The organism is uncultured Maribacter sp. (genome assembly GCF_963974015.1).
Taxonomy (GTDB): Bacteria; Bacteroidota; Bacteroidia; order Flavobacteriales; family Flavobacteriaceae; genus Maribacter.
Genome location: NZ_CAXBBZ010000005.1, coordinates 122,390 through 137,088, shown reverse-complemented (window position 1 = coordinate 137,088; position 14,699 = coordinate 122,390). Strand labels below are relative to the sequence as shown.

Annotated in this window: 11 protein-coding genes; 10 read left to right on the top strand and 1 reads right to left on the bottom strand. The window is 37.4% G+C overall.

The features are described 5' to 3' along the window. The first annotated feature begins 3 nt into the window (after positions 1-3). A complete protein-coding gene (locus AACZ41_RS10180) occupies positions 4-1,452 on the top strand; it encodes an aldo/keto reductase (RefSeq protein WP_339628334.1) in 1,449 nt (482 codons plus the stop codon). An 11-nt stretch (positions 1,453-1,463) separates the two neighbouring features. Here AACZ41_RS10180 and AACZ41_RS10175 read toward each other — a convergent pair whose 3' ends face one another. After that, the gene (locus tag AACZ41_RS10175) at positions 1,464-4,583 is read right to left on the bottom strand and encodes a hypothetical protein (protein ID WP_339628332.1); all 3,120 of its coding nucleotides are present in this window, start codon (positions 4,581-4,583) and stop codon (positions 1,464-1,466) included. A 295-nt stretch (positions 4,584-4,878) separates the two neighbouring features. Here AACZ41_RS10175 and AACZ41_RS10170 point away from each other — a divergent pair, with 295 nt between their 5' ends. From AACZ41_RS10170 to AACZ41_RS10130, 9 genes are all read left to right on the top strand, one after another. Continuing rightward, entirely contained in the window at positions 4,879-5,739 is an 861-nt protein-coding gene (locus AACZ41_RS10170; protein ID WP_339628330.1) for an RNA polymerase sigma factor RpoD/SigA, read from the top strand. Positions 5,740-6,106: 367 nt separating this feature from the next. Further along, on the top strand, positions 6,107-6,922 hold the full coding sequence (gene proC, locus AACZ41_RS10165) for a pyrroline-5-carboxylate reductase (RefSeq protein ID WP_339628327.1): 816 nt from the start codon (positions 6,107-6,109) through the stop codon (positions 6,920-6,922). Beyond that, positions 6,915-7,703: a glutamate 5-kinase gene (gene proB / locus AACZ41_RS10160; protein ID WP_339628324.1), complete on the top strand. Its 789-nt coding sequence runs from the start codon at positions 6,915-6,917 to the stop codon at positions 7,701-7,703. Before proC ends, proB begins: the two co-directional genes overlap by 8 nt. Further along, the gene (locus AACZ41_RS10155) at positions 7,703-8,899 is read left to right on the top strand and encodes a glutamate-5-semialdehyde dehydrogenase (protein WP_339628322.1); all 1,197 of its coding nucleotides are present in this window, start codon (positions 7,703-7,705) and stop codon (positions 8,897-8,899) included. Before proB ends, AACZ41_RS10155 begins: the two co-directional genes overlap by 1 nt. 35 nt (positions 8,900-8,934) lie before the next feature. Next, positions 8,935-9,792 (top strand): GNAT family N-acetyltransferase, encoded by an 858-nt coding sequence (locus AACZ41_RS10150; RefSeq protein ID WP_339628320.1) that lies wholly within the window; start codon positions 8,935-8,937, stop codon positions 9,790-9,792. 232 nt (positions 9,793-10,024) lie between these two features. Continuing rightward, complete coding sequence (locus tag AACZ41_RS10145) at positions 10,025-10,723, top strand: NUDIX domain-containing protein (RefSeq protein ID WP_339628319.1); 699 nt, start codon at positions 10,025-10,027, stop codon at positions 10,721-10,723. A gap of 92 nt (positions 10,724-10,815) precedes the next feature. Then, complete coding sequence (locus AACZ41_RS10140) at positions 10,816-11,640, top strand: sugar phosphate isomerase/epimerase (protein WP_339628405.1); 825 nt, start codon at positions 10,816-10,818, stop codon at positions 11,638-11,640. Positions 11,641-11,690: 50 nt separating this feature from the next. Continuing rightward, positions 11,691-13,064 (top strand): FAD-binding protein, encoded by a 1,374-nt coding sequence (locus AACZ41_RS10135; protein ID WP_339628318.1) that lies wholly within the window; start codon positions 11,691-11,693, stop codon positions 13,062-13,064. A gap of 13 nt (positions 13,065-13,077) precedes the next feature. Beyond that, a complete protein-coding gene (locus AACZ41_RS10130) occupies positions 13,078-14,697 on the top strand; it encodes a carboxylesterase family protein (protein WP_339628317.1) in 1,620 nt (539 codons plus the stop codon). Positions 14,698-14,699 lie beyond the last annotated feature (2 nt).

The window sequence follows — 14,699 nt, the reverse complement described above, 5'->3', positions numbered from 1 at the left end:
AAAATGCGAACAAAAATTGAATTGGCAAAAGGCTTAGAGATTTCTAGAGTTGTAACAGGCTTATGGCAAATAGCCGATATGGAGAGAAACGGTAACACTTTAGATCCGATAGCGACCGCTAAATTTATGGCGCCATATGTAGACGCCGGACTCTCTTCTTTTGACATGGCAGATCATTATGGGTCCAGTGAAATAATTGCAGGAACTTTTAAAAATAGTCTTAACGATAAAGACAAAGTACAGCTGTTTACAAAGTGGGTGCCAAAACCAGGGAAAATCAACAGAGAAGATGTTAGAGCGGCAGTTAAAACCGCTATAGATAGAATGCAACAACCATCTATTGATCTCTTGCAGTTTCATGCCTGGTATTATCCAGATGCAAGCTGGCTAGACGGACTTTTCTATTTGAAGGAATTACAGGATGAAGGATTAATTAAGCACTTAGGGGTAACCAATTTCGATGCTGCACATTTGCGTATAGCCCTTGCTAGTGGAATTCCCATTGTAAGCAATCAAATTTGCCATTCTTTAATCGACCAACGTGCAAACGGAAATATGGCCGCTGTTTGTCGTGAATACAATGTGAAATTATTAACCTTCGGAACTTTAGCCGGTGGTTTCCTAACCGATAAATGGTTGGGGAAAAATGAACCTACTGCCGAAGAATTGACCACTTGGTCACAAATGAAATACAAACGCTTTATAGATGCTGCAGGAGGCTGGACTCCCTACCAAAACCTACTGCAAACAGTAAAAAAGATAGCAGATAAGCATGATGCCTCTATAGCCAATATTGCCAGTAGATTCATTTTAGCAAATGAAGCAGTCGCTTCAGTAATCGTTGGGGCCAGATTGGGAGAAAGTGAGCATATTGATGATAATAGACGAATGCTCGACATTCAACTTGATACTGAAGATATCAACGCTATTAAACTTGCCCAGCTTCAACTGAAGATGATTCCTGGTGATTGTGGAGATGAATATAGAAAACCGCCATTTTTGACCGCATCAGGTGATTTAAGCGACCATTTAGAAACGATACCAAAAGCTTTTACCCCTGTAAAAAAAGGAAAAAACAGAGAACAGATTTTTAGTGGAACGGAATGGGAAGAGTTTGCAGGATATTGCAGAGCAGTGAAAATCGGAAATAGTATTCAAGTTTCAGGAACTACAGCTACTCATGGCAGTAAAATGATTGGTGGTTGTGATCCAGCAGCACAGGCCCATTTTATTATTGACAAAATTGAAGGTGTTATCACCTCATTCGGTGGCACACTCTCGGATGTAGTACGCACCCGAATTTTTGTGAATCATCTTGCTGATTGGGAACTTGTGGCCCGCGCCCACGGCGAACGATTTAAAGGCATTAATCCGGCAAATACCTTAGTAGAAGCCAAGTTAGTAGGCGATGGTTATTTGGTAGAAATAGAGGCCGATGCTATTTTACAATAGTTGATCCTTACTTATTTTTCTTCCCAAATCAGGTTGCTATTTTTAACAGTAACTTCAAAAGACGCCCATTCATTGGACATAAAACTAGTCACCTTTTTCGAAAAATCGTCGACAAGTAATCTTCCTTGTTCAAGTATTTCAGTATGTTGACTTGAAATTACATTTGTTTGGGCAGCCGCTATACTAAGGGCTTCCCTAATTTTCGTATAAGGTGACGTTTCAAAAGACTGCCATGCACCTACTTGCCTTTCTGGCTTTGGAGTTTGCCCTTTTGCCCGCAACATAGTTAAAGACTGTTTCATTGCTTCAAGTTTCAATATTAAGCCTTGGTCAGTTTTATTGTCAGCTTCATGTACTTGTTTTAGCAAGCTCGCTACCTTTTTATTTTTAGCATCGATATCGGATAAGTGATTTGACAATACCTCTACCTGTCCATCAACTAATTTTCTATAACGATAAAGCTCCTCGTCTACTTCAGATTCTAATTGAAATCTAGGGTCTGGTATAACTTTAACGCTCGTAGTATCGGTAAACGAACCATTTTTCAAAACAATACTATATTCTCCTGGCAGAACAGGAATATCTCTTGAAAAATCATCTTCCCAAGAACCAGGCAATGAAGAAGAAGACTCGTCTAACTTCCATATCAAATAATTCAACCCTTTAGTGAATTCTTTAGTTTCTATCGTATTTATCAGCCTATTTTGATTGTCATAAATAATAGCGGTTACCATTGATTCCGCCGTAGGTTCATTGGTAATAAAAAATGGAATTTGGGTTTTCTGAAAAACCTTATTCTCACCTTCAAAAGTGGTGTGAAAACCTGTCCAAATATTTCCTGGGGGATTAATGAACAATCCTTTTACTTGTACAGCATCGTTCATGGGCAATGCGGTCAACCCAGATTTTAATCGGTTGCCAGCCAATTCCCTTAAGGTCAATAAATCATCTAACACCCATATTGCCCTTCCAAAAGTTCCTACGACCAATGCAGATTCTGTTTCTTGAATTTTCAAATCCATTGTAGAAACCGAAGGAAAACCATTTTTAAACTGGGCCCATGTAGTGCCCTCATCAATACTAATCCATAATCCGTTCTCGGTACCTAAAAACACTAAATTAGATTCCACCGGATCTTGGAGTACACTTAAGGCATACCCTTTTACATTTTCTCCATTCACCGATCTAGACCAAGATTTTCCAAAATCTGTGGTTTTAAAAAGATAGGGTGCATAGTCTCCTTTTCTATAATTGTTAACAACCATCCATGCCGTACCGGCATCATATCGAGAAGCTTCTATCTGGGCTATCCAACCTTCATTAGGCATCCCTTTAACCTTAGTGGTTACATTTTTCCAACTTTTTCCTCCATCCATTGTTAATTGAACTTGACCATCATCGGTACCCACCCATATTACATCTGCATCTAGCGAACTTGGTGAAATGGTCAAAATAGAATTGTAACGTTCTGCTCCAGAAACATCTAATGTAAGTCCACCGTAATCCGGTTTTTGATGTACAGGATTGTTCGTTGTTAGATCGGGCGAAATTATCTTCCAAGAAGCACCTTTGTCGTTAGTAACATGTACAAACTGTGAGCCGTAATAAGCGAGATCGGTATTAAATGGATTTCTTGCAAAGGCTGCATTCCAATTGAAACGCAGCGCGGTATTTAAATCTGGCGCAGGTGGTTTTATACTCACATAATAGCCTGATAATTTATCATATCTATACAAATCGCCATTTTGTGAAGAGCCATATCCAAATCGTGAATTATCTAAATCGGGCGAAATATCAAATCCATCGCCACCTACCAAATACTGCCAGTATAAAGTTCGTATACCTCCTCTTTTCCAAGTATAGGCAGGTCCAGACCAATTGCCGTTATCTTGCATACCACCATAAACATTATACGGGGTATCATTATCTACGCCTACATGATAAAATTGAGCAACAGGAATCGTCTCTGGAAAATACCAACTTGTACCATGGTCATAGGTAATTCCCAATCCGCCATCACCACCAATGATAAAGTGTTTAGCATCTTTTGGATTCACCCAAAAAGCATGAAAATCTGCATGAATACCTTTTGTTTCATCGGCAGGTATCATGGGTATGGTATCAAAAGTAGTTGCACCATCATAACTTACCGATAAGGGCTGGTAAATATTATAAACTCGATCTGCATCTTCTGGATCTACCGCTAGGTCTTGAAAATAAAAAGGTCTGTTATTAGCGAACTTAGGATTGTCATTTATTATTCGCCAATTCGCCCCACCATCATCACTACGATAAATAGCGTTCTTTTTAGCTTCAATCTTAGCATAAATTCTATTCGGTTCAGAAGGTGCAATTGCAAAACCTATTCTACCTACATCACCTGATGGCAGACCTTCTTTTTCTCCTAATTTTTTCCAGTTCCCCCCGGCGTCTTCAGAAACATAAAGTCCAGATCCTTCACCACCGGAAGTAAAATAGTACGGTGTTCGTTTATGTTCGTAAAGAGCTACGTACAATTTTTTAGGATTTGATGGATGCATGACCATATCACCAATACCAGATGTATTGTTGGAGTATAATATTTTTTTCCAGTGTAGGCCACCATCTATTGTTTTATATAGACCACGATGTTCATTTGCAGTAAAGGGGTCTCCCATGGCTCCTACATAAATGATGTTTGGGTCTGTGGGATCAACACTAATTCTGTGTATAGTTTTAGTAGCTTCTAACCCCATATGTTTCCATGTGAGGCCACCATCTATGCTCTTAAAAATCCCAATGCCCAGATTCATGGAATTACGTGGATTACCTTCACCCGTACCTACCCAAATTACATCAGGATTACTTTGCTGAATGGTAAGTGATCCAATGTTTTGTGTGGGCTGCTCATCAAAAACCGGTTTCCAGGCAGACCCTCCATTTTCAGATTTCCAAACACCACCTGATGCCGCACCTACAAACATAATTTTCGGATTCTCCGTTACCACATCAATTGCAGTTATGCGCCCACTCATATTCGCAGGGCCTACATTACGAATCTTTAAATTTTTTAATTTAGTTAAATCAATTTTTTGTGCAGTTATATTGGAAATACAAAAAATAGTAAGGAAGATACTTATGCGGATTTTCATGCTCAGATAGATGATTTTTATAAAAATAAAACACAGCCTCTAAAATAAGTCACAATTCTTTTCAAAATTGCATAAATCTTAAAAGACTTTTAATTGAGAGACAGATATCAAAAAAACCAATTTTCTGAATTAACCATCCCTAAATTAGAAAAAACGAAAAATTAAAAAATGATTGTTTTTATTAAAAAACAATCCAAAAACTCCTCAAAATAGACAAATAAATCACAAAACCGTCGATAAACTTGCATTTCAACTAAATTATGCTATGTTATAAATACTAATCCAAAAAGTATATATGCGACAACTAAAGATTACCAAACAAATAACTAACAGAGACTCCAAATCATTAGAAAAGTATTTTCAGGAAATAAGTAAAATCGATTTAATTACTGCAGATGAAGAGGTAGAACTGGCTAGAAGAATTCGTGAGGGTGATCAAAAGGCGCTAGACGCATTAGTAAGTGCTAATTTAAGATTTGTGGTATCTGCCGCTAAACAATATCAAAATAGAGGCTTACGGCTTACCGATTTAATTAATGAAGGCAACTTAGGCTTGGTAAAGGCTGCAAAACGTTTTGATGAGACTAGGGGTTTTAAATTTATATCATATGCCGTTTGGTGGATTAGACAATCCATTCTACAAGCGCTTTCAAATACATCTCGGGTAATTCGTTTACCACAGAATAAAATCGCTACCAATACTAAGATATATCAGGTGTATTCAATTTTAGAACAAACCTACCAAAGGCCTCCAAGCCCAACAGAAATTGCCTCGGAACTTGATATTAGTGTGTCAAAAGTAAAAAGTTCCATTAAGTCTTCTGTAAAACATATATCCTTAGACGCCCCTTTTAAAGAAGGTGAATCCTCATCATTATATAATGTTTTGGAATCAAGGAAACTTAATAGTCCTGATAAAGAAATGATCGATGAATCATTAGAGACCGATATCGATCAAGTACTAAATAAAATACCGGAAAGACAAAGTGATGTTTTACGCCTTTTCTTCGGACTTGGCAATCAACCACCAATGAGTTTGGTTGAAATAGGAGAAGTTTTCGACGTTACCAGAGAACGCGCTCGCCAAATTAAGGACAAAGGTCTTAGAACCTTACGACGCACCTCGAACACAGAGGTATTACGCGCTTATTTATAGCCTAATACCAACTTTTAAAATCAATATTCCCTTAAACCAACCTTAGCACATTTTTTTCATCATTATAACATAAGCTTAACACGTCTTATTAGGACTTGGCAAAGCATATGTTATGTTACCATTGATAATAGTACAACATGAAATTTATTTATATAAAAAGACAAAGCGTAATCAAAGAATTGTATCGAACGAGAACCGGACTTAAGAACTCAAAAGTCACTTCGATCACCAAATACTTTTTAGGAATACCGATAAAAGAAGTGCACACTTATAAGCAAATATATTATCGCAGAAAAAATAACGCGATTGAAAAAATGCTATTTATTTAAAAACATAAAATAATACGATTAATACATAATTTGAATTTATGAAGATATTAGTAATAGGAGCTGGAAATATGGGGTTGACCTATGCAGAAGGCATGTCAAAATCTAAATTATTGAAGAAAAGAAATATAATGGTCTTGGATACTTCCGAAGAGAAATTGGAAGAATTACGGGAGAATCCACAATTTGATGCGTTCGATGATTTAAAAAAGTGTGCCCCGCAGGCAGATATCATTTTCATTGCTGTTAAACCTTATCATGCAGAAAGTGTTTTTTTAAAATTAAATCCGTTGGTAAAACCTGGGCAGATTATAATTTCCATTATGGCGGGTGTTACTATGGAAACTATACAAAATCTTACGGGTCTTACCAAAATAGTTCGAGCCATGCCGAACTTACCGGCTTCAATCGGCAAGGGATTAACGTCTTTTGTTGCTTCTAATGATGTCACGAGAATTGAATTGTTGACCATTGAAAGTTTATTGGATACCACAGGGAAATCTGTTTTGGTGAGCGATGAAAATTTTATCGATGCTTCAACAGGTATTTCGGGAAGCGGACCTGCCTATGTTTTTTACTTTATGCAAAGTATGATGGAAGCTGCATTGAAAATGGGCTTTACACCAAACGTCTCAAAAATTTTAGTGGCACAAACCTTTACCGGTGCCATCGAGCTTTTTAATCAGAATGAATTATCACCAAATTCTTGGATGGACAAAGTTGCCAGTAAAGGTGGTACTACCCGTGCGGCGTTAGATTCTATGGAAAATAATAATGTTGGAGAATTAATTAAAGAAGCAGCTTTCGCAGCTTTTGAACGTGCCGTTGAACTAGGTAAAGAAAAGGTACATGTATAAAGAGAAAATTGTAGTTAAAGTAGGTACAAACGTAATGACCAATAAAGACAATCGGATTGTAAGACCCGTATTACGAAATTTGGTACGACAGATTGCTGAACTTTATGAACGTGATATTTTGACCGTTCTCGTATCCTCTGGATCCGTAATTGCAGGTAAAGAGGTTTTAGGTACATCAAGTATTGAGAATGACACACAGCGCAGACAGGTATATTCGGCCATTGGGCAACCTCGTATGATGCGCCATTATTATAATATTTTTAATGATTATGGTATGAAATGTGCGCAGGTACTTCCTACTAAAAGAGATTTTACTCCTGGGGTACATAGAGAGAACATGATTAGTTGTGTTGAGGGTTTGTTATCCGAAGGTGTTATTCCAATAGCCAACGAAGATGATGCCGTTTCGGTGACCATGGGTATGTTTTCTGATAATGATGAGCTTGCAAGTTTGATCGCTCAACTTATAGATGCTGATAAACTTATTATTCTAACGGATATCGACGGACTTTATACTGGGCACCCAAATGCCGAAAGTAGCGACCTTGTAGAACATGTGAATCCTGAAGAAAATCTTGATGAATTCATAAAGGACAGCAATAAGAAAGCTGGAGAAGGCCGTGGCGGTATGGGTTCTAAATTAGATTATGCGCAACAAGCAGCAGCCAATAACATCCCTACCTACATAGCTAACGGTAAAAAAGACCGTACGCTTATTGATATTATAGACGGAAAAAATGTGGGCACAAAAGTGACCCTTGAAGAAAAAATAGAAGTATAATGAAATTACTATCTACAGAAATAAAAAACAACGTATTAAAGAGCATGGAGCGTATTCTAGATGAAAATCGGAAAGACATTCTTGACGCCAATAAAAAAGATTTAGACCTCTTTAATTTGGAGGATCAAGCCATGTACGACCGATTGATCGTTACCGACGGTAAAATTGATGGAATGATCGCTTCAATAAAAGAAGTGAGGTCACAAGAAGACCCTGTGAGTAGAACCATTTCAACTAAATCTTTGGAAAATGGTTTGGAAATCAATAATAGAACCGCACCCTTTGGCACCATAATGATTATTTATGAATCTAGGCCAGATGTAACAATTGAAGCTGCGGTTTTAGCGTTTAAGTCGAATAACAAGATATTTTTAAAAGGAGGTAAAGAAGCGTTGTACAGCAATACCATCCTTACTGAACTTTGGCATCAGGCCTTGGAAGAAAACGGATTGTCAAAAAACTATATTCAACAATTAATTTTGAACCGTGAAGAAACCCAAATGTTTTTGAAAAATCCGCCAGAAAAATTAGATTTAATTGTGCCTAGAGGTGGTGAGCGTTTAATAAACTTTGTAAAGCAAAATGCCACTGCTGCTGTGCTTGTAAGTGGACGTGGTAATAATTTTCTATATGTAGATGAAAATGCAAACTGGGAGAAAAGCGTAAAAGTTATTCTCAATGCAAAAACAGCTAAAATATCGGCTTGCAATGCGTTGGATAAAATCTTGATCAGTTCCAAAATTGAAAATTACACCGAAAAACTTAAAGAACTCTATAATCTGTTGCAAGTAAACGGGGTAGAAACGTTAGTGGATAACGATGTAAACATTTTAATTGAAGGATCCAATCTCATTAAAGATGCATCTGTTTGGAAAGAAGAATTTCTTGCAATGAAATGTTGTTTGGGCGCTGTTGATTCTCTCGACGAGGCCATTGAAAAAATAAATATATATTCTGGTGGCCATTCCGCAACTATCATGACCTCAAATAAAGAATCGGCCATACAATTTATGGAAGAAGTGGATTGCGCTACGGTGTACCAAAATGCATCTACACGTTTTACGGATGGCGGACAAATGGGGGTTGGGGCAGAATTAGCTATTAGCACCGATAAACTACACCATAGAGGTCCATTGGGTCTAAAGCAATTGGTTACCAACAAATATTATGTATTTGGTGATGGTCAAATACGCTAAAAAATTTTCAGTTACATAAAGCTAAATCAGAATTAATGTTCGAAAAAATAGAAACCATTGAGGGTGCATTGGTATATCATGGAAATATACATAATCGCATTTATTTCTCTGAAGCAAATAAGGTCGATTTAGGTATTTTTCTTCTAAAGATGAAGGACCTCGCAAAGAAGAAGAACTATGAAAAAATTCTCAGTAAAGTACCTGAAGGATCGATGGATATATTAAAATCCAACGGTTATATGATTGAAGCAAAAATTCCCGGTCTTTATAATGGTTCTATAGATGGCTACTTTCTTGCAGACTTTATTAATACAGAACGATATACTAACGATGAAAAGAACTTGAAAACAATTGCTGCGGTCAAAACCATTGCAATTGCAGCAAATAAACCCAATACGGATTCTCATTTCGAATTACCTGTAAATCTGACCATCAAAAAACTTACCTCAACTAATTTTGGGCAATTAGAGGAATTGCACCAAAAGGCCTATAAGTATCATCCTAATCAAATAAAGGATATAGCCTACTTCTCAAGGCTTAAAGAATTGAATCATCAATTCTATGGTCTTTTCGAAAATGAGGAATTATTGGTTTCTGCCATCTTAGCCGTTCATGAAAATGAGGCAAATATGGAGATTGTAGATTTTGTGACCCATCCAGATTATCGCGGGCAAAACCTCTCCTATTTTCTTGTTCAAAATATAAAAGAGAAGATGAACAGTTTAGGATGTCTAACAATATACGCCATGGTAAGGGCAACTTCATACGGTTTAAATATCACCTATAGTAAACACGGTTTTATTTTAGCGGGAACATTAACGAACAACTGCGTAGTTCGGGATAAAATGGAGAGTATGAATATCTGGTATTTTAAAGGAAATGACGAGGTCTAGATTTCTATAATTACAAAGGTATGTCTTAAGTTTTCCGTTACTATAAAAATTGAATTGAATAGTTAACTTTTTCCGAATATTCCTTTATGGATGAAAGTACCGATTGTGAATAGTCAACTATTCACAATCGGTACTTTTTGCCTATTGTCTCATTTTATGACAATAATCCTTTGATTAGATGATAAATTGTGCTTAATTTGAAAAACGTATTCAAATATTATCAAATTAATCAATGAAAGGTTTAGAAAATAGGAGTTTCATACCCAATCTTTCCTTTGACTGTGTCATTTTTGGTTTTAACGGAAAGCTTCTTAAAATACTCATTTTAGAATACCAGAACACCGGCGTATATGCCCTACCTGGTGGTTTTATAGAAATTGACCAAAGTATAGATGATGCCGCAAAACAAGGAGTCAAGGAACGTACTGGTTTAGACAATGTCTACTTGGACCAGTTCTATATTTTTGGTAATGTTGATCGGGCCGACCCAGAGCATATGGAACGTATTCTAACTGCAAACAACGATAATACTAAAGAGAATAGTTGGATGTTAGAGCGTTTTAATACCGTTGGTTACTACGCCCTTATTAATTACGAGGAAGTAACCCCTACCCCAGATGAGTACTCGGATAGTATAAAATGGTATGCTATAGATGAACTTCCAAAATTAATGATGGATCATAATAATATTGTGGAAAAAGCCTTGCAGGTACTTCGTAGCAATCTTAGCGAAAAGCTAATTGGCATGAACCTTCTGCCTTCAAAATTTACTATGAAACAATTGCAAATGGTTTTCGAGGCCGTTCTAGACCAAAAATTGAGACGTACCACATTTCAAAGAAAAATGCTATCGCTAGACATTTTAGAACGGCACGAAAAACTTTTTCAAGGTAAGGCACATAAAGCCCCTTATCAATATAGCTTTAAATAAACAGTAAAAACTTAATCATAACGCTTAAAACAACAAAAATGAAAAAATCAACACTTAACAACATTTTAAAATGTACCCTTCTCGCCATATTCATGTGCGGTACGCTAACGACCTACGCACAAAAGAATTTTGGCGGACTTGCACTATACACCGTTAGAGACGACATGGGTACCGATGCAAAAGCAACATTACAAGCGGTAGCCGATGCCGGCTACAAAAACATTGAGGCTGCAGGGTATGCAGATGGCAAGTTCTATAATATGAGACCCGTAGAGTTTAAAAAATTACTGGCATCTTTGAAGCTTAAGCCGATTAGCACACACCAAAGTTCTGTTACCTTGGAGAATGCAGACCAGATGATGGCTGACGTTAAAGCCGCAGGGTTCAAATATTTTGTAATTCCCGTGCCACCAATGGGCATGTTCGAGTTCAATAGAGAGAAAATGAGTATGGGCATGAACGGCACCATAGAAGATTTGGCCAAGATTTTAACTACGCTAGGTGAGAAAGCCAATAAAGCAGGATTAAAATTATTATACCATAACCATGATTTTGAATTCAAAAAGAATGAAGATGGTATCGTACCGATCGATTACTTATTGGAAAATGTAGATCCTAAATTATTGAACTTTCAAATGGATCTATATTGGGTAACCAAGGCAGGAGCTAATCCTATTGCCTATTTCAACAAATACCCGGGACGTTTCAAAATCTGGCACGTAAAGGATATGGATGACCAAGGTAGATTTGCCCCTGTAGGTAAGGGTTCAATTAACTTCAAGAATATTTTGGACAACAAAAAACTATCGGGTATGAAATATTATATGGTAGAACAAGACATGACTTTTGATGGATTAAAACCATTGGAAGCTATTAAAATTAGCCATGACGGACTTAAAGAAATAGGTTTCAAATAAACTTTTCAAAAGCGCTTTTACTTTTCAATCGCGCAAAAATTCAATTTAAGATGAAAAGAAAAGATTTTATAAAGTCCTCGGCCACTTTTACAGCAGGCACTGTACTGTTTCCTATGATTTCTTGTAGAGATGAAAAGAAAACAATTATTGAAGAAGCTACTGCCCCGGTAAGAAAAAATTGGGCAGGAAACTATACATATACCGCTGAAAATCTTTTTGAACCCTCAACCGTTGAAGAAGTACAAGCATTGGTCAAGAAACTAGGTTCTCAAAAGGCCCTAGGTTCTTGCCATTGCTTTAATAACATTGCCGATAGTACTTTAAACCAGATTTCAACGAAAAACCTTAAAGGAATTATTGAATTAGATGAAGAGGCCATGACCGTGACAGTAGGTGCCGGAGCTAAATATGGTGATTTTGCTACAGAACTTCACGATAAGGGGTATGCTTTACATAACCTTGCATCTTTGCCTCATATTTCAGTAGCAGGCGCTTGTGCAACTGCAACACACGGATCTGGGGTTACCAATGGTAATTTGGCCACCAAAGTAATAGCGATTGAATTGGTTAATGGAAAAGGGGAAATAGTTCAAATTAGCAAAACGGATGATCATGAACTTCTTAATGCCTGCGTAGTTAGTCTGGGTGCCTTAGGTATAATTACAAAAATAACATTGGAAATTGAAAAAACCTTTGATGTCAGACAAGATGTGTTTCAAAACCTTCCCTTAGAATCTTTAAAAGACAATTTTAACGCTATACTCTCTGGTGGATATAGCGTTAGTCTTTTTACCGATTGGCAAGACCAGAACATAAGTCAAGTTTGGGTAAAAAGAAGGATTGATCAAGAGGTGAAAAATCTAGGGAAAGAATATTATACCGCTACAGCAGCAACAAGAAATTTACACCCGATCACAGAACTATCCGCAGAGAATTGTACCGAACAAATGGGCGTACCCGGCCCATGGTATGATCGTTTACCACATTTTAAAATGGGCTTTACCCCAAGTAGTGGCAAAGAGTTACAATCTGAATTCTTTATTCCACGTGAAAAAGCGCTAGATGCAATTCTAGCTTTAGAAAAAATAGGAGAACAGTTCAAGCCTCAATTAATGATTACCGAAATACGGACTATTGCAGCAGATGAACTTTGGATGAGCCCTTGCTATCACCAAGATTGTGTGGCAATACATTTTACCTGGGAGCAAAACCCAAAAGAGGTTGGTGAATTAGTGAAAATCATTGAAAAAGAACTTGAACCATTTGATTTTCGCCCACATTGGGGGAAAATATTTTCCATAGACCCAGCTCATTTACATTCTCGATATTCAAAATATTCCGAATTTCTTGGGTTAGCCGAGCAGTTTGACCCTATGGGCAAATTCAAAAACGATTATCTAAATCAAAATATTTATAACTCTTAATTAACTCAACCAAATGAAAAACTATATTAAATTAATGACCGTGTTGGCCGTGACGCTATTTAGCTCGATAATTTCTGCTCAAGACGTGGTACTTACAGGATCACAAGTTCCAGCAACGGTAACTGAATTCGGCCAAGTTCGCGGCTACGTTCATAACGAAATCACTACCTACAAAGGTATACCGTACGCACAGGCAAAAAGGTTCGAAGCGGCAGAAAGCCCAACTAAATGGGAAGGTGTAAAAAGCACCACCATGTATGGGCCTGTAGCACCATTACTAAACCCTACAACATCTATACAAGATGAATCAGAATTTGTATTCGACCATGATTGGGGATTTCCTAACGAAGATTGCCTTAGCTTGAATGTTTGGACACCAGAAGCTTCTAACGTCAAAAAAAGACCAGTTCTATTTTGGATCCATGGCGGCGGATTTACGGCAGGATCAAGTCATGAACTTCCTTCTTACGATGGTGAAAACTTGGCAAAAAAAGGAGATGTAGTGGTTGTTACAATCAATCATCGATTGAATGTTTTAGGCTTCCTTGACCTATCAGCATATGGTGAAAAGTACCAACATTCTGCCAACAATAGTATTTTAGATATGGTAAAGGCCCTAGAATGGGTGAAGAACAATATTGCCAATTTTGGCGGTGATCCTAATAATGTAACGATTTTTGGTCAATCTGGCGGTGGCGCCAAAGTGAACACGCTTATGGCAATGCCAAAGGCAAAAGGATTGTTCCATAAAGCTATCAACCAAAGTGGTGCATTTAGAAGTGCCATGCTAGAAAAAGAAGACACCCAAAGTATTTCAAATGAAACCATCGCCATTCTTGGATTAGATGCTAAAAATGTGGATAGCATTCAAAACATTCCTTTTGAAGTATTGGCCGATGCAAGCTCCAAAGCACTTCGTGTTGTAGCTGAAAAAATGAAAGCCGAAGGAAAACCGGTTATTGGGTTCGGCCTAAGTTGGGGACCAAGTCGAGATGGTAATGACCTACCCTATCAGGTGAACAGTAAAGAAGCCTTGGCCTTATCAAAAGATATTCCGTTGATGATCGGTACCGCAAAAAATGAATTTGCACCATTTGCAAATATGCGTTTTGTGGGTGCATCTGAAGAAGTCATCATGAAACATATTAAAGATACCTACAAAGACAATGCAGATGCTTATATCAAAGCGGCCAAAAAGGCATATCCAAATGATACAGATCCTAAAGACCTGTTAGATATCGACACTATGTTTAGACCTGGTGCCGTGGTTCAAGCAAATGAAAAGTCTGCAATAGAAGGTGGAGCTCCTGTATACATGTTCATATTCACATGGCAATCTCCCGTTTTTGACGGAAAATATAAAGCGCTTCACTGTATGGAACTACCTTTTGTATTCGATAATATCAATCTTGCAAATCAAATGACAGGTGGTGGTGAAGAAGCTCATGTTCTAGCTGAAAAAATGAGCGGTGCATGGATCAATTTTGCGAAAACAGGAAATCCGAATTACAAGAACCTTCCAGAATGGCCAAAATATAATAGTAGCAATACCGCAACTATGCATTTTGATGTGACTTGTGAAGTTAAACCTCAGCTAGACAAAGAACTTTTTGAAATTGTTAGCGGTCAATAATA